Below are 16,906 nucleotides of genomic sequence, written 5' to 3'. Positions count from 1 at the left end.
CACTGACACCACTAGCAAAAGGACCATTTCCGTGGGTTCAGCCGCAAAGCAATCGGCATTCATCATCTTCAGCGACCTGTCCAAGATCGGCCCGTACCTGACCGAACTGCGCGCACGCGGCCTGGCGGTGCTGGCGGTCTCGCAGAAGCAGGGCTCGGCCATGGTCCAGCGGGGCATCGGACTGCTCGGCAAGCCCGACCACCCCTTCGCCGGCATCACGGACGTCAGCCTGCGCGACGCCGAAGACCTCAGCGGAATAGCCGACCAGGCATCCCGCTGGGCCCAGGACTACGACATCGCCGGCGTGCTCGTGGGCGCCGAGGTCTACGTGGAGGCCGGACAGACCGTCAGCGACCTCCTCGGACTCCCCGCACCGGGATGGCGCGCCTCGCGGGTGTGCCGCAACAAGCTGCTCCAGCGCCGCTACCTCGATGAGTGGAGCCCGAAGTCGGTGCTCATCACCGGCCCCGCGGCCGACGCCGGCCGCCCCCGGGCGGCGCAGCTGGCCGAGCACTACGACGGGCCCTTCCCGGCCGCCGTCAAGCCGCTCGACCGCGAGTCCAGCATCGGCGTCCGCGTCGTGGAGGACACCCCCGCACTCATCGACGCCATCGCCGAACTCGACCCCGGCAGCCGCCTCCTGGTGGAAGAACGCGTCCAGGGCCGGGAGTACAACGTGGACTCCCTCGTCGTCGACGGGAAGCCCCTCGTCACGATGCTCACGCAGAAGGGCACCAACGAGGACTCCACCGCCTACTTCGTCGAACTCATCCACACCACGCCCCCCGACAACCTGGACGACCGCGAAACGGGCCTGATCGTCGACGCCCAGCACGGCGTCATCCAGCGGCTCGCCTTCGAGAACGGATTCGCCCACGCCGAATACCGCATCGACGACGACGGCCGGGTCGCACTGATGGAGATCGCGGCACGCGCACCGGGGGACGCCTGCCTGCACCTGTACCACCTGAGCACGGGACAGGCGGTGGAACCGGTGCTCATCGACATCGCCATGGGCCGGCCCACCGACTACCAGGCGGTGTTCCGGCGCCGCGGCCGGCAGGTCTACTTCGCGCACACCCCCGGAATCCTGCGCGACGTCACGGCCGACGGCCTCGAAGGAACCACCCCGCGCTGGCTGGCGGACACCACCGGAATCTGGCCGGCCCTGGCCCCGGTGGACGAGCACGCCCCCGCAACGGTGCACGAACTGTTCGTGCTCAAGCCGCGCGGCGACGAACTGTTCCCGCTCACCGAATCGTCGAACCGGGCCGTGACCGCCATCTTCGACGCGCCGCTCGACGCCGACATCGACGCCGAAGAAGCCCGGATCCGCCAGGCCGTCACGATCGACACCGACCCCACAGGATGAGAGCACGGGAGGCACCGGCGGCCGGCACCCCGGCGCCGGCACCTCCCGCCCCGGCGCCCGCCCCGTCCCGCCCCCGTTGGCACCTCGGCGCTCCGCCCTCCCGCACCGACGAGCGACGCACAGCACCACGCGTCGCGGCCATCGCGCCGCAGTCACCTCGATGAGCAGCGTGCTGCCCCCTTCCGTCAGACAGGAAAACACCATGACGCTCACCGACAGCCACCCTGGGTGGCGACGGCTGATCGAAGCAGCCGAACTCACACGATTCACCACCGAGGCACTGCGCACCGCAGGCGCACGCCATGACGACGCCGCGGTGACCGCAGAGGTACTGGTCGCAGCGGACCTCGGCGGAGTCGAAAGCCACGGCGTCGCCCGGCTGCGCCGCTACGTCGAAGGGGTCCGCAACGGCGACATCAACAGCTCCGCGGTGCCCGAGGTCGTGACCGACAACGGCAGCGTGTGCGTCCTGGACGCACACAACGGCCTGGGCCAGCCGGCCCTGTGCACGGCCGTCGACCTCGCCGTCGACCGGGCCACCCGCTCCGGCATCTCCGCGGTGATGGTCCGCCGCTCGAACCACATGGGCATCGCCGGCTGGTTCGCCGAACGCGCCGCACGGGCGGGCATGTTCGCCATGGTCACCACCAACGCCGTCCCGCAGGTGGCGCCGATGGGCACCAACGAGCCGATGTTCGGCACCAACCCGTTCTGCTACGCCGCCCCCACCACCGAGGGAACGCTCTGCTTCGACGGCGCCACCAGCACCGTCTCCCGCGGCAAACTCGAACAACTCGACCGGCTCCAGGAACCGATGCAGCCCGGCTGGGCACTGGGCCCCGACGGCCGGCCCGCCACCGAGGCCGCCGAAACCGTCACCGGCCTCATCAACCGCAAGGGATACGCGCTGCTGCCGCTCGGCGGCGGCAGCCGGGAACACGGCGGGCACAAGGGGTCGGCGCTGGGCCTCTTCGCCGAGCTGCTGTGCGGCCCGCTCGCCGGCGCCCGGTGGAGCCGCCACACCTACCAGGGCGGCGAAGCCGGCCTCGGCCACTTCGTGCTCTGCCTGAACACCGCCGCCCTCGGCGACCCGGACGCCATCAGCGCCGAGATCGAGCAGCTGTCCCGGGAGGTCAGAGACGGCACCCCCGTCGAACCGGAGACCTCGGTGCGCATCCCCGGCGACCGCCGGCGCCTGGTCACCGAAATGCGGCTGGCCAACGGCGTCCCCGTACTGGAATCCGTCCTGGCCGATCTCGACGCCATCGCTCACTTCGTCGGCATCGACCCCGTTTCTTCCCTGACCTACGACTCCTGAGTCGTGACCACAGCAACCACCCACCACCGGAGGCAGATCCCGTGAAGTACGAACGGCTCGACCACACCGTCCTCACCGTCAACGACATCGACGCCACCATCGACTTCTACACCCGCGTGCTCGGCATGGAAGTCGTCACCTTCAGCATGCTCGTGAACGACCGCAAGGCGCTCCGGTTCGGCGACAGCAAGATCAACCTCCACGAGGTCGGCAAGGAGATCCAGCCGACCGCCCAGAACCCCGGCTCCGGCACCGAGCACCTCTGCTTCATCGTCTCGGACCCCATCGAAGAGGTCATCGCCCACCTGGAGGCACAGAACGCGGTGATCGAAGACGGCCCGGTGGTCCGCATCGGCGTGCTCGGCCCCATCAACAGCGTCTACGTCCGCGACCCGGACGGGAACCTGCTCGAACTCAGCAACCCCGTCGAGGACTGACCCGCACACCGGGACCGGCCGGCGTGCGGCACGTCCGACACCGCACGCCGGCCCGCCCGCACGGCCCGGCCGGCGGGCGCACCGCACGCCCCGCCCCGCCCTCTTCAGACAAGGTGAACCCGAACTGTGCGACACAACGACACCACCACCAACGCCGTCCCCACACCCCGCCGGAACACCGCACATACGCACCGGAACAACCCCGCGCGCCCGGCAACCCGCCCCCGGGTCTCCGACCGCGTCGCCGCCATCGCCGAGTCGGCCACGCTCGCCGCGGACGCCAAAGCCAAGGCACTCAAACGCGCCGGACGCCCCGTCATCATCTTCGGCTCCGGCGAACCGGACTTCCCCACACCGCCACAGGTGGTGGAGGCCGCGGCAGCCGCCTGCCGCGATCCGCGGCACCACCGCTACTCACCCTCCGGCGGCCTGCCCGAGCTGAGAGAGGCGATAGCGGCGAAGACGTACCGCGACTCCGGCTACCGCGTCGACGCGTCGCAGATCATCGTCACCAACGGCGGCAAACAGGCCATCCACCAGGCGTTCGCCACACTCCTGAACCCCGGTGACGAGGTACTCGTGCCCGCACCGTACTGGCAGACCTATCCCGAGACCATCGCGCTCGCCGGCGCCACACCCGTGCCCGTCCTCGCCGACGAGTCCACCGGATACCGCGTCACGGTCGAACAGCTCGAACGCGCCCGCACGGACAGCACGACCATGCTGGTCTTCTGCTCTCCCGCCAACCCGACCGGCGCGGTCTACCCACGCGAGCAGATCCAGGCCATCGGCGACTGGGCGGCCGAGCACGACCTGTGGGTGCTCTCGGACGAGATCTACGAGCACATGGTCTACGGCGACGCGCAGTTCCACTCCCTCCCCGTCGTCACCCCCGGCATCCAGGACCGCTGCGTCGTCGTCAACGGCGTCGCCAAGTCCTACGCCATGCCCGGCTGGCGGGTCGGCTGGGCCATCGCCCCGCCCGACATCGTCACGGCCATGACGACCCTGCAGTCCCAGGCCACCTCCCACGTCTGCAACATCGCCCAGACCGCCGCCCTCACAGCCGTCTCCGGAGACCTCCGGGCCGTCTCCGCCATGCGGACGGCCTTCGACCGCCGACGACGCACGATCGTGCGGATGCTCAACGCCATCGACGGCATCAACTGCCCCGAACCCGAGGGCGCGTTCTACGTCTACGCCTCGGCCAGGGAACTGCTCGGCAGGACGATCCGGGGCCGGCGCATCACAACGACAGCCGAGCTGGCCGCCCTGCTCCTCGACGAAGCCGAAGTGGCCGTCGTACCCGGCGAAGCCTTCGGCACCCCGGGCTACCTCCGCCTGTCCTACGCACTCCACGACGACGACCTGGCCGAGGGCATGCAGCGCATCCGCACGCTCCTCACCGGGGCCGCGGGGTGAAACCCAGCCGGGAAAAAGCCATGAACACCTCGCCCACGCCCCCTTCCGCCGCGGGAGACCCCCCTGAAGCCCAGGCGGCCCCGCCCACGCCGCGCAGCCCGCGGCCCCGCGTCGTGGTGATCGGCGGCGGCATCGTCGGACTCGCCGTCGCACGCGAACTCCAGGCCCGCGGATCACACGTCACGGTCTGCGAGAAGGAGGACCACTGGGCTGCACACCAGACCGGCCACAACTCGCAAGTCGCCCACTCCGGGGCCTACTACGCGCCCGGCTCCCACAAGGCACTGCTGGCAGTCGCCGGCAACCGGTCCATCGTCGCCTACGCCCGCAGCCGGGGCGTCGCCGTGGACGTGTGCGGCAAACTCATCGTGGCCACGACCCCCGCCGAACTCCCCGGGCTGCAAACGCTCGCCGCGCGGGCAGCGGCGAACGGCGTGCCGGCCAGGCTGATCGGCCCGCCACAGGCCAGGGAGTTCGAACCGCACGTCTCCTGCCTGCAGGCACTGCACATCGAGTCCACCGCAGCGGTCGACTTCCCCGGCGTGTGCGCCCGCATCGTCGACGAACTCACCCAGGGCGGGGCCGACCTGAGGCTCGCGGCCCCCGCACTGGACATCCGCCACCGGGGCAGCGGCGTCGAAGTCGCCACCCCCCACGGCACCGTCCGCGCCGACCGCCTGGTGAACTGCGCGGGCCTTCACGCCGACCGGATAGCCACAATGGCCGGACTGCGGCCACCGGTCCAGATCGTGCCGTTCCGCGGCGAGTACTACCAACTGCGGCCCGCCGCCCAGCACCTCGTCCGCGGGCTGATCTACCCCGTACCGGACCCGACGCTGCCGTTCCTGGGCGTGCACCTGACGCGCATGCTGGACGGCACCGTCCACGCAGGCCCCAACGCCGTACTCGCGCTCGGCCGCGAGGGCTACCGGTGGCGTGACGTCTGCATCCGCGACCTGGCGTCGGCCGCCCGCTATCCGGGACTGTGGCGGCTGGCGAAACGGTATCCGCACACCGCCGTGAGCGAAGTCGCCAGGTCACTGTCCCAGCGGCGGTTCGCCCGGAGCCTGGCACGCCTGGTGCCCGCGATCGGGGCCGGCGACGTGGTCAGGGCAGGCTCCGGCGTCCGGGCACAGGCACTGCGCCCCGACGGCACCCTGGTCGACGACTTCCTCCTGGTGCGGGCCCGCAACCAGGTCCATGTGCTCAACGCCCCCTCGCCCGCCGCCACCGCCGCACTCGACATCGGGCGGCGCCTCGCGGACCAGGTACTGGAGAACTGATGACCCAGGCCCGTCTCCCGGCCGGCCTCCTCCCGGCCACCCACGCCGGCAGGCTCCGGGTGTTCGCCGGCATCGGCGTGGGGATGGCGCTGCTGGGCGGGGCGATGGTGCTCGGCGGCGGCCTGCGCTCCGGGAGCGCACTGGCGGCCGCCGGCCTCGGCCTGACGCTCTGGGAGATGCTGGGACTGTGGCTGGCCGCCCGCCGGCGGACCACACCGGCCCCGGCGCGGCCTGACACCTCGTGACATCCCGGCCGCCCGCCCCGCCCCCGGACGCGAATCCATCACCTGCCTTCTGCCGCTGCCCGCTGCCCCGACCGGGGCAAGCCTGAGAGAAAGCCAGTAGAGGAGACACGCTGTGACGGCCACGACCACCGCGCCCCGCAGAAAGCCGGCCCAGCGCCGGGCGATGATGTACGGACCCGCGTTCGTCGCCGCCATCGCCTACGTCGATCCCGGGAACTTCGTCACCAACTTCGCCGCCGGCTCCGCATTCGGCTATCTCCTGCTGTGGGTGATCATCGCGGCCAACCTCATGGCCGTACTCGTGCAAATGCTGTCCGCCAAGCTCGGCCTCGCCACCGGATACGACCTCCCGCACCTGTGCCGCCGCCACTTCCCCCGCCCTGTGGTGCTCGGACTGTGGGTGCAGGCGGAACTGATAGCCGTCGCCACCGACCTCGCGGAGGTGATCGGCGGGGCCATCGCCCTCAACCTCCTGCTCGGAATTCCGCTGCCCGCCGGAGGCGTCATCACAGGCGCCGTCGCCTTTGTGCTGCTGAGCCTGGAATCCCGTGGGTACCGGCGATTCGAACTGGCCGTGGCAGGACTCTTCCTGGTGATCCTCCTGGGATTCCTTTTCGACACCGTGCTGGCAGGCATCGACCTGCCCGGCATGGCCGGGGGAGCCGTTCCCGGATTCTCGGGACCGCACAGCGTGCTGCTCGCCACGGGAATCCTGGGCGCAACCGTCATGCCGCACGTGATCTACCTGCATTCCAGCCTCACCAGCGCGCACACGCACGACATCGACCACGGCGAGCGGGCCGCCGACCGCAAACGGCTGATGCGGCCCGTACGGCGGGACGTCCTGGTCGGCCTGGGACTGGCCGGCCTGGCAAACGCCGCCATGCTCGTCATCGCCGCCCGGCTCTTCCACCCCGCAGGCCGCCGTGCGGACAGCATCAGCGAGGTCCACGCAGGGCTGGGCGACATGCTCGGCGCCCCCGCAGCGCTCGCCTTCGCCCTCGCGCTGCTCGCCTCCGGCTTCGCCTCCTCATCGGTCGGCACCTACGCGGGCCAAGTGATCATGTCGGGATTCCTCAACAGGTCCCTGCCGCTCACGCTGCGCCGCGCGATCACCCTCCTGCCGGCGGTGGCCCTCCTGTGTGCGGGCGTCGACCCCACGGCCGCTCTGGTGTGGTCCCAGGTCGCCCTGTCCTTCGGAATCCCCTTCGCCCTGGTCCCGCTGGTCTGGCTCACCGGCAACCGCACGATCATGGGGCCCCTGGCCAACCGCCCCCACACCACGGCCGCGGCTGCCGCCCTCGCCGCCCTCGTGATCGGCCTGAACCTCTACCTGATCACCGACCTCGTCTCCTCCTGAGCGCCGGCCGGTCCCGGTGCGGACCGTGAACCGCCGCTCCAGCAGGAGGAGATGCGGACGGCGCCGCTGACCGCCGGCCGGGCCGGGAGCGGTTCGGGCGGTTCAAGCGGCCGCTGTCTTTGCCGCGGCCTGGGGGTGTGCCTGCCGGGCGTGCTGCCGGCGCTGGGCCCAGCGGACGATGAGCGGTGCGGTCAGGCCCGTCAGGGTGAACAGTGCCCCCACGACGTACCAGCCGGGGCGGCCCCAGGTGATGCAGAGCGCGATCAGCAGACCCGGTCCCAGGGCTTCGGACAGGCCGGCCCCGAGTCCGAACACGCCCAGGTACTGGCCGGTGGCGTGTGGCGGGGCGAGGGCGAAGGACGCTTCGAAGCCTGCGGCGGAGTGCCACAGTTCGCCGACGGTATGGATCACGACGGCCGTCATGAGCAGCGTGGCGGCAGCCCATGCCGGTATCCCCGCGGACAGTGAGATGAGCGAGCAGGAGACGAGGAAGGCCACGCCGGCCCGGCGGTAGGCGGCGGCGCTCCTGGTGGGGGAGTCGATGTGGCGGCTGGCTCGTACCTGAAGCGCGATGACCATGACGGTGTTGATGAGCATGGTGCCCGAGACGAGCCAGCGCGGGGCGGTGGTGGCGGCGATCAGCCAGAGGGGGATGGCCACGGTGAGGACCTTGAACTGGATGGCCATGACGCCGTCGAGCGCGGTGAGCGCAAGGTAGGGCCAGTCCCGCAGGGCGATCCAGCGGGGGCCGCCGGCGGCGGGGCCCGGCGTGACCGGCGGCAGGAAGAGCAGGATCGACGCGGAGGCCGCGAAGGCGACCGCGTTGCCGATGACCAGGAGCTGGTAGGCGGTGAGGGTGCCGACCTGGACGACCCAGCCCGCCAGCAGGGCACCGAGCGAAATACCGATATTGGTCACGGCGCGGAGGTAGGCGCGAAAGGCCTGCGGCCGGTCTCCTCCGTAGTGCCTGATGAGCGGACTGCGCGCGGCCAGTCCCGCGGCTTTCGCCCCGGTGGCCGCGCCGACGGCGAGAGTGAACGGCCAGAAGCTGTCCGCCAGCAGGAAGCCGGCCGTTGCCAGCGCCTGGACGGCGAGGGTGGCCGCGTAGACGCCGCGTGCGCCACGGGTGTCCGCGAGATGACCGACGCCGATGCCCACGGCCAGCGAGACGAAACCTGCGATACCGAGTCCCAGGCCCACCTGGCTCGCGGGAAGGTGCACCGCCTGGGTGAAGTACAGCACCCCGGCGGTCAGGAAGAGGCCGCTGCCGACGGTATAGACGAAGTTCGAGGCGGCAAGGACGCGCTGCGGTCCGGCATCCGGCACTGAACGGGGCATGACAGGCTCCGCATCTTGAGTGTCACGTAAGAGTCGAACCAGCTTGTTGCACATTACTTGCCGTGGCAAGCAGGAGGAACTCATTGATCCCGCCGCGCAGTTCCGCCGACCCGCGGCAGCCAAGGACCGCGCCTGCCGCGGCGGGCGATCCGTAAAAAACATGCGCGCGACAAGTGTGGCAAGTGCAAGAAAAGACCTGGCTGCCTCTCTCCGAACGCCCGGGACGCGGCGATTTCCCGGCCCTCGGCAGCGGCATGCCGGGCGGGCAGGCAAGCGCGCCCGCCTCCCGGTCGGCGCTGCTCTGCCGTGTGCGCAAGAGGGCGGTGACCGTCCGCGGTACGGGGAAAAGCGAAGGCGAAGGCACAGGCGGCGCGGGCCGCGGCCGATGCGGCCGAACGGCTCCTCAGGGCAGGCCGGTTGTTACGCAGGACGCCGGCCGCCCCCGGCCTGCGAGCCGTCCACCGCACCGACCGGGCCGTCAACGACCAGCCCTACCACGAGCGTTGGGCCCACGACACAGCGGTCCGCTCCGCACGCGGCGTCAACTGCGCCGGCTCCTGCCCCTGGAAGGTGTACGTCAAGGACGGCCTGATCGCCTGGGAGACCCAGCAGACCGGCCACCCCTCGGCCGGCCCCGGCCGGCCGGAGTACGAACCACGCGACTGCCCCCGCGGCGCCTCTTTCTCCTGGTACACCTACTCACCGACCCGGGTACGCCGTCCCCTGGCCCGCGGGGTCCTCGTCGCACTCTTCCGGGAAGCGAAACAGCGGCACGGCGGCGACCCGGTCGCCGCCCGCGCGGAGATCACCTCGGACCCGGACAAGCGACGCCGCTACCGGTCGGCACGCGGACACGGCGGCTTCGTACGGATCGGCCGGGACGAGGCCCTGGAGGTCGCGGCCGCCGACCAGATCCCACACCATCAAGGAATACGGCCCCGCCCGCATCGCCGGATTCCCCCGTCCCCGCCGCCCGCCACGGTCGGCGCGAGCACAGGACCCGACCCGTCGCCGGACTGCTGCCCCTCAGCCGGGCGCCACCCTGCCCGGCGAGCCGCGAAGGCGAACACAGCGGCGGGCCCCCGGCCTTCGACGCCTCCCCGTCGGCCACGCACGAGGTCGTCAGGCTTCGGCCGGTCGGGAAGGGACGGCATCGGCGCGACGGCGCCTCCTGCTCCTCCTGAGCACCGGCTCCGGGCAACGGAATGGGCCGGCTCGAAGCCAACGGCGTCGAACCGGCCCATTCCTGTGCTCGCGGTGCCCGGCCTTTTGCTCGATGGGGCTGGTCAGTCCGTGCCGGACTCCATCGCGGCGCGGTCCAGCATCTCGTCGTCACCGCAGACCTCGCCGCGAGAGGCGATGGCCTCGGCGCCGCCCTCCGGCATGGCGCCGATCAGCCCGGTCGCGGCCGCCTGAGCGGCACCGATGGCGGGGTTGGCTGCGCCGATCAGTCCAAGCCCGGCGTACTGCTCCAGCTTGGCACGTGAGTCGGCGATGTCGAGGTTGCGCATGGTGAGCTGGCCGATCCGGTCCACCGGACCGAACGCCGAGTCCTCGGTGCGCTCCATGGACAGCTTGTCCGGGTGGTAGCTGAACGCCGGGCCCGTGGTGTCGAGGATCGAGTAGTCCTCACCGCGCCGCAGCCGCAGCGTCACCTCGCCGGTGACGGCCGCGCCGACCCAGCGCTGCAGCGACTCGCGCACCATCAGGGCCTGCGGATCCAGCCAGCGTCCCTCGTACATCAGCCGGCCGAGGCGCCGGCCCTCGTTGTGGTACTGGGCGAGGGTGTCCTCGTTGTGGATCGCGTTGACCAGGCGCTCGTACGCCGCGTGCAGCAGGGCCATGCCGGGCGCCTCGTAGATGCCGCGGCTCTTGGCCTCGATGATCCGGTTCTCGATCTGGTCCGACATGCCCATGCCGTGCCGGCCGCCGACCGAGTTCGCCTCCATCACCAGGTCGACGGGGGAGGCGAATTCCTTGCCGTTGATCGTCACCGGGCGGCCCTGGTCGAAGCCGATCGTCACGTCCTCGGCGGCGATCTCGACCTCAAAGTCCCAAAACCGCACGCCCATGATCGGCTCCACGGTCTCCACGCCGGTATCCAGGTGCTCCAGGGTCTTGGCTTCGTGGGTGGCGCCCCAGATATTGGCGTCGGTGGAGTACGCCTTCTCTGTGCTGTCGCGGTAGGGCAGGTCGTGGGCGAGAAGCCACTCCGACATTTCCTTGCGACCGCCGAGCTCGGTCACGAAGTCCGCATCCAGCCACGGCTTGTAGATCCGCAGGTGCGGGTTGGCGAGCAGGCCGTACCGGTAGAACCGCTCGATGTCGTTGCCCTTGAAAGTCGAGCCGTCGCCCCAGATCTGCACGTTGTCCTCGAGCATCGCCCGGACCAGGAGAGTGCCCGTGACGGCGCGGCCGAGCGGCGTGGTGTTGAAGTAGGCACGCCCGCCCGAGCGGATGTGGAACGCCCCGCAGGTGAGCGCGGCCAGGCCCTCCTCGACCAGCGCCGCGCGGCAGTCGACCAGGCGCGCGATCTCGGCACCGTAGGTCTTCGCACGGCCGGGCACCGAGGCGATGTCGGGCTCGTCGTACTGGCCGATGTCGGCGGTGTAGGTGCACGGGACGGCGCCCTTGTCGCGCATCCACGCGACCGCGACCGAGGTGTCGAGGCCGCCCGAGAAGGCGATGCCGACGCGCTCGCCGGCGGGAAGGGAGGTGAGAACCTTAGACATGGCAAGAGTATGCATAAAGACGCATGAACATGCAAGATTCCTTGGCTTCCGGCGACCGGGCGCCCGTCCGCCTGCGAGCGCGGCCGGGGCAGCGGCAGGCCGGTGCGCGCAAGCCGTGGCTGAGGCGGGCCTGGTCGGCGCAGCCGCGCAGGTGCACGATCTCCGGTACCGACCGGACCTCGCCGGGGCGCTGAGCATGCTCGCTTGCGTCGGGGCGCCATACCCGTGCGACGGCCTTGGCGGAAAGCCCGCCTGCTCGCCGAAGGCTGCTCCAAATGGCCCCGGCTGCCGCCGGGTTCGGAGGCTGAAGGCTGCCCCGTAACTGCGGGCCACGGGTGAGATGATCTTGACATGGCTGGTGTGATCACGGCGTCGGAGCCGCCTGGGCAGCCCCGTTCACCGGGCTGATCCCTTGGCGGTTCGGCAAGCTGATCACCACGTTGCGGCGCGAGGGCACCCACCCGTGCGCAGGGGCCGGCCGTGGAGCCTGCCGCTGGGGGACCGGGCGCTGCCGGCCGCCGCCTACGGGCGGACCGACCTCGCGCTGCGCCAACCGGGGCCGCTGTTCGGGGTGCCGAAGTCGGCCGCCGGCCGCATCGTCGGCACCTCGGGCCCTCGCTCGTGCTCCGGCAGCGTAAGCGGTTTGCCGCGACGCCGTGCTGATCGCGGACGGCACCCTGGTCCCCGCCCGCGACCACCCCATCGCCTGGCAGTCGAAGAACTACCACCACTCGCCCCGTCACCAGGTCGCCCTCGACGCCGGCACCCGGCTCGCCGTCGCCGTCGGCCGGTCGCGGCGGCCGGGTCGCGGCGGACGCCCTCGACGTCGATGACCAGGCGACACCTGGCCCCACAATGAAACAACGATCTGTTGTCTCATTGTGCATGTGCGGTAGGGTCGCCACATGGCACAAGACGCTCGGGACGCAGCGCGCCGGCGACTGGCCGCACTGGCGGACGGCCCCGCCGCCGATTGCGCTCCCGCCCACCACCTGGAACAGGACGCCGCCCTGCTGAGGCGACTGCTCACCACCGCCGGCCAACGGCAAAGCGCCGGCCGGCAGGGGGACATGACGGACGAGGTCGCCGCGGCACTGAGCCTGTTCGACCAGATGCGCCTGGCGATGGACCAGTTGGAGACACAGGTGGTCATGGAGGCCCGACGCTGCGGCATGGACTGGAAGCAGATCTCCCAGCACCAGGGCTTCAACTCCTCCCAGGCCGCCTCCCAGCGCTACCAGCGGCTGACCACCCGCCTCGAAGAAATCCGCCAAGGCATCCGGTAAGAGAGAAACAGCAGATGACCGACCAGCCGCAAGGATTGTTCGACGCCATCGACTCGCTCCTTCAAGCCGTCGACGACAACACCTTGCTGCCCGCACCCGCGGAACGCATCCGCCTGCGCAAGGCAGCCGGACTGACCGAAGCCGCCGTCGCCCAGGCCCTGGGGGTGCGCGTGCAGAGCATCCAGGCGTGGGAGGCGGGCCGCGCCGAGCCCAAGGGGCAGCGCCTGGAGGCGTACCGCAGGCTGCTCGACGGCCTCGCCCACCGCTACCCGGCCCCTGACACACCGTCGGCCCCGACGGCATCCACCCACCCGGAAGCCACCGCCACGCCGGCACCTGAAGCCGGCCCCCCCGGCACAGCCGACGCCGCCAACGCGGCGACAGCACCACAATCCCAGCAGCCGCCCTCTGACCTCACGCCACCCGAGAACGCAGCACCTCGGCCTGCCGACTCCATCACTGTGGCCCCGGACCTCGCCGCCCAGACCGCGTGGGGCCCCGACGGCCGCGCCCTGCAAGGCGAGCCCGGCCCGTGCATCCGCTGCGGCGCGGAAACGGCCTACCGGTCCACCGACGGCCACCCCCTGCACGCCGGCGCCATGTGCCAGCCCCTCACACCGGCCACCACACCGCCGTCCGCCGGCACCCCGGCCCCCGCACCCAAGGCCGCCGGCACACCAACCGCACCCCCCAGCCCTGCCCCTGTGGCCTCACCCACACCAGCCCCGGTGCCCTCACGACCGCAACGCCGCGCGAAGTCAGCAGCCCGCGCACAAGCAGAGACCAGCAGCCTGATCCACCAGGCCGTACACGAAGAACTGGAACGCGCCGACGGCGACACAGAGGCCGCACTGAAGGCCCTGACCAAACGCGCGATCCCGGACGTCATGGCGATGTTCGACGAGACGAGGGCAACCGCCCGCTACACCTACACCGCCTACCCGGCCCTGCCCGACATCCTCAAGAAGCCCTCGAAGAGGGAGCCGGACCAGATCTGGGAGGCCCGCCCGAACTTCCACCACCCCGGCTACTCCCTGAAGATCCCCGGCAGCGTCCAGGTCACCGCCCTGGACGCCAACGCCGCCTACCTCTCCGCCCTCAAGTGCTGGCTGCCGATCGGCAAGTTGGAGCACACCCCCGGCACCGACGGCGTCGGCCCCAAACGCTCCGGCGTCCACCTGATCACCCCCGCCCCCTGGCACCACCCGCACCTGCCCGACCCCCTCGGCGACCGCGACGAACCCGGAGCCCTGTGGGTCACCGACGCCACGCTGCGCCTCCTGCTGCGCCTGGCCGGCCCGAAACACGGGTTGGCCGACCGGCCGACCGTGCACGAGTCGTGGACGTCGGGGGCGACAGAGAACTTTCTCGATGCCCTGCGCAAGACGCTGGCTGCCGCTCGGGAGACGGCCATCGAGCAGGAGGACACGATCACCCTGGAGTACGTCAAGGCGATGTACTCGAAGTTCGTTTCGACCATGGGGGAGTCGATCCACAACCGGGACATGGTCCGCCCGGACTGGATGCACCTCATCCACAGTCAGGCTTATGCGAACCTCTGGGGCAAGGCATACAAGGCCCACCAGGCCGGCCTGGACATCATCGCCATGACGGGCACCGACGAACTGCACGTCACCGGCGACTGGCGCCAGGTCTTCCCCGAAGGCCGCGGCCTGGCCCAGATGAAGATCAAGCACAGTGACGCCAAAGCGTCCGGTGAGTACACCGTCGGCACGGTGGCCCGCTGATGGCCGGCCGCTGGATGGATCTGGGCCACTACGGCGCCGAAGGCATCCCCGGCCGGCTCGCCCTGGCCCACGGCATCGACCGCATGGTGACGGGCATCGAATCCCCCGTCACCACCGAGCGCGGTCTGGCGGCCCGCCTGCGCTACCTCACCGCATCCGGCACCGGATACGAGGCCATGGACCGCGCCGGCATCCGCATCACACCCCGCACCCTCATCGCCTGGCTCGCCGAGGAACGCACCCCCAACCCCGCCAACCTCGCCCGCCTGGACACCGCCTACTGGGACCTGCGCCGCCACAACGTCGCCACCGACCTCAAGCGCCGCCTCAACAATCACAGCCGCGGCACCCGCATCGAGATCGACCCCGTCGACCAGTCCCACGTCGAAGGCCGCCACCAACGCGCCCTGGAAACCCGCACCCTCAACGTCCGCGGCGTATGGGACACCGCCATCGACGCCTGGCTCACCGGCGACGAACAGACCCTGGACGCCACCTGGGACGAGATCATCACCGGCCTCGGCTCCGACTACGACGCCTACACCAACGTCGCCTCCGTCGGCTGGGCCGCCTGAACCGGCCTGCGCGCAGCACTCCCGCGGGCGAGCGGCCGGTCGCCCCGGCCTGCCTCCCCGGCTCCGCCGACGCCGGCGTCCTCGCTCCGCTGCGCGGCCTGTTGGCCCGTGGCCTGCGCAAGGCATCTCACGCGACACCTGCTCAGCCCTGTGCCACAACTCGTGCGAGCCGGTGGCCCTCGTCGGTATCGGCACCCCCTTCCCGTGGAGGCGGCCGGCCACAGCATGCCTTATAGTTGATCTTGAGCGCGGGGCCGGAATTCCGGTTGCTGCGCCCGGCGTTGGTGGTCCAAGGAAAGACGCCCCGCTTCCTGCGGGGAGATGCAGGTGCAAGGCCTGCCCAGCGCTCGATCAGTCCCGCTCCTCCAGGTGAGGGGCGGGACGTTTTGCCGTTGTCACCGGCCGGCGGACTGCTGGCCGGTCCGCCGGTACTGGGCGCCCCGCCGCTTCGACATGTACCGGCACGGCTCCTGCCCGGGACTGCCACCGGGCCGTGCCCGTCGTCGCCACCGCCCTGGAGCAACTGCACACCCGCGGCGCGGACGCGGCGGCGCCCGGGGCGGGCGGGCGAACAGACGCTGCACCAAGTGCTCGGCAACCCCGGCGGCGACGCCCTCCACCGCCGCCAGGTCGCACAGGCCGACGCGGAAGAGGAACGCCGCCGTACAGCCGGAGCCGGAGCCGGAGGACGACCGCGACCAGGAGCCGGGCAAGCGCCGCGGCCTGTTCCGCCGGCGGGCCTGGCCCGGGTGGGCCGAAGGTGACCGTGGGCAAGGTCTCCCGTGCGGTGGCTTGCCCGGCAACCGGACCGGTGCTGGGCTGCTGCCTGCGCCGGGCATCCCGGCCGGGACGGAGAGAGGAGAGGCCGGTGCGCACCTTCGAGGCAGGAGAGACAGCCGTACGGCGCGACGTGCACCGCACAGGCCGCGTGTGGAGCGAGCACGCGCTGCGCGTCGTCGCCGACACGAGCGAGGCCCTGGTGACCGCCTGCGCGCCGGGAGCGGAGACCCGCTGGCCCGCCCTGTACGCCAGGGCCCGCGCCGACGGCGACCGCTCGGTGCGCACGGAGGCGTTCGACGCGATGGCGACGGGGGAGTGGGAGCTTGCGCCCGGCCGGTGGCAGGAGACCGGGCTGCGGCTGTGGAAGGCGCCGGGCGCGTGGTTCAGCGTCAACGCCTTCTACACCGCGGCCGGGCTGCGGAACTGGTACGTGAACTTCGAGCACCCCACCCGCCGCACGGCCGACGGGTTCGACACCTTCGACCTCACCGTGGACCTGGTCGTCGACCCCGACCTGAGCCGGTGGCAGTGGAAGGACGAAGACGAGTACGACCACGTGAGGCGGCTCGGCATCGTCACGGACACCGAGCACCAGGCCGTCGACGACGCCCGCGCCCAGGTCCTCGCGATGCTCAAGGAACGCTCCGGCCCCTTCGCCGACACCTCCGCGTGGACGTCCTGGCGGTGGGAGCCGGCCTGGCCCACACCAAGCCTGCCGCAGCCCGCCCCGGCCGCGCAGGGGGTTGCACCGGCAGGCGGCTGAACCGCCGGCTGGACGGTTGCTCCCTGCGGGGGACGAGTGAAGGCGTCACCGGAGGCGGGAGCCTCCCGGCGACGTGGGCGAGGGCGGGGCGCGCCGCACCGAGCCCAGCTCCACGCCCGGATGGACGAGGTCCGGCAGGCCGGCACCGACAGCACCTGGCCTGTCGGTTTCCAGGACGGAGCACAGGTCGGGCGAAGGCGGCTGTGGCGTACGGCAGTTGCCGCGGCGATTGACCGGGTTCGGGAGA

13 protein-coding genes and 2 pseudogenes are annotated in these 16,906 nt (G+C 71.3%); 13 read left to right on the top strand and 2 right to left on the bottom strand.

Features of this window, described 5'->3' with window-relative positions; all coding sequences use genetic code 11:
- Window positions 1-31 precede the first annotated feature (31 nt).
- The 7 genes from LIU39_RS24170 to LIU39_RS24140 all read left to right on the top strand — a co-directional run bounded on the left by LIU39_RS24170 (window position 32) and on the right by LIU39_RS24140 (window position 7,437).
- Window positions 32-1,372 (top strand): ATP-grasp domain-containing protein, encoded by a 1,341-nt coding sequence (locus tag LIU39_RS24170; RefSeq protein WP_227048968.1) that lies wholly within the window; start codon window positions 32-34, stop codon window positions 1,370-1,372.
- 202 nt (window positions 1,373-1,574) lie between these two features.
- Window positions 1,575-2,690, top strand: a complete 1,116-nt coding sequence (locus tag LIU39_RS24165) for an Ldh family oxidoreductase (protein WP_227048967.1) — start codon at window positions 1,575-1,577, stop codon at window positions 2,688-2,690.
- A gap of 41 nt (window positions 2,691-2,731) precedes the next feature.
- Window positions 2,732-3,127, top strand: a complete 396-nt coding sequence (locus tag LIU39_RS24160) for a VOC family protein (RefSeq protein WP_227048966.1) — start codon at window positions 2,732-2,734, stop codon at window positions 3,125-3,127.
- A gap of 249 nt (window positions 3,128-3,376) precedes the next feature.
- Window positions 3,377-4,549 (top strand): pyridoxal phosphate-dependent aminotransferase, encoded by a 1,173-nt coding sequence (locus LIU39_RS24155; RefSeq protein WP_227048993.1) that lies wholly within the window; start codon window positions 3,377-3,379, stop codon window positions 4,547-4,549.
- Window positions 4,550-4,569: 20 nt separating this feature from the next.
- Window positions 4,570-5,832 (top strand): L-2-hydroxyglutarate dehydrogenase, encoded by a 1,263-nt coding sequence (gene lhgD / locus LIU39_RS24150; RefSeq protein WP_227048965.1) that lies wholly within the window; start codon window positions 4,570-4,572, stop codon window positions 5,830-5,832.
- Window positions 5,832-6,077, top strand: a complete 246-nt coding sequence (locus tag LIU39_RS24145; RefSeq protein WP_227048964.1) for a hypothetical protein — start codon at window positions 5,832-5,834, stop codon at window positions 6,075-6,077. Before lhgD ends, LIU39_RS24145 begins: the two co-directional genes overlap by 1 nt.
- 112 nt (window positions 6,078-6,189) lie before the next feature.
- Complete coding sequence (locus tag LIU39_RS24140) at window positions 6,190-7,437, top strand: Nramp family divalent metal transporter (RefSeq protein WP_227048963.1); 1,248 nt, start codon at window positions 6,190-6,192, stop codon at window positions 7,435-7,437.
- A 102-nt stretch (window positions 7,438-7,539) separates the two neighbouring features.
- Here LIU39_RS24140 and LIU39_RS24135 read toward each other — a convergent pair whose 3' ends face one another.
- Window positions 7,540-8,775, bottom strand: coding sequence for an MFS transporter (locus LIU39_RS24135; protein WP_227048962.1), 1,236 nt, complete (start codon window positions 8,773-8,775; stop codon window positions 7,540-7,542).
- 417 nt (window positions 8,776-9,192) lie between these two features.
- Between LIU39_RS24135 and LIU39_RS24130 the strand changes: the two are divergent.
- Window positions 9,193-9,733 (top strand): annotated as a pseudogene (locus tag LIU39_RS24130) (respiratory nitrate reductase subunit gamma); the annotation flags it as partial.
- A 328-nt stretch (window positions 9,734-10,061) separates the two neighbouring features.
- Here the strand turns inward: LIU39_RS24130 and argG are convergent.
- Complete coding sequence (gene argG, locus LIU39_RS24125) at window positions 10,062-11,507, bottom strand: argininosuccinate synthase (protein ID WP_227048961.1); 1,446 nt, start codon at window positions 11,505-11,507, stop codon at window positions 10,062-10,064.
- A gap of 351 nt (window positions 11,508-11,858) precedes the next feature.
- Between argG and LIU39_RS24120 the strand changes: the two are divergent.
- The 5 genes and pseudogenes from LIU39_RS24120 to LIU39_RS24100 all read left to right on the top strand — a co-directional run.
- Window positions 11,859-12,298 (top strand): annotated as a pseudogene (locus LIU39_RS24120) (IS5/IS1182 family transposase); the annotation flags it as partial.
- 114 nt (window positions 12,299-12,412) lie between these two features.
- A complete protein-coding gene (locus tag LIU39_RS24115; protein WP_227048960.1) occupies window positions 12,413-12,793 on the top strand; it encodes a hypothetical protein in 381 nt (126 codons plus the stop codon).
- 14 nt (window positions 12,794-12,807) lie between these two features.
- Window positions 12,808-14,541, top strand: a complete 1,734-nt coding sequence (locus LIU39_RS24110; RefSeq protein WP_227048959.1) for a helix-turn-helix domain-containing protein — start codon at window positions 12,808-12,810, stop codon at window positions 14,539-14,541.
- Complete coding sequence (locus LIU39_RS24105) at window positions 14,541-15,116, top strand: transcriptional regulator (protein ID WP_227048958.1); 576 nt, start codon at window positions 14,541-14,543, stop codon at window positions 15,114-15,116. Before LIU39_RS24110 ends, LIU39_RS24105 begins: the two co-directional genes overlap by 1 nt.
- Window positions 15,117-15,984: 868 nt before the next feature.
- Window positions 15,985-16,659 carry a ribonuclease FAU-1 family protein gene (locus tag LIU39_RS24100; RefSeq protein ID WP_227048957.1) on the top strand — a complete coding sequence of 225 codons (675 nt, stop codon included), beginning with the start codon at window positions 15,985-15,987 and terminating at the stop codon, window positions 16,657-16,659.
- Window positions 16,660-16,906: the final 247 nt, after the last annotated feature.

It is taken from the genome of Streptomyces pinistramenti (assembly GCF_020564935.1).
GTDB lineage: Bacteria > Actinomycetota > Actinomycetes > Streptomycetales > Streptomycetaceae > Streptomyces > Streptomyces pinistramenti.
The sequence above is the reverse complement of the archived record's forward strand: the minus strand, read 5'-3'. Positions and strand labels throughout refer to the sequence as shown.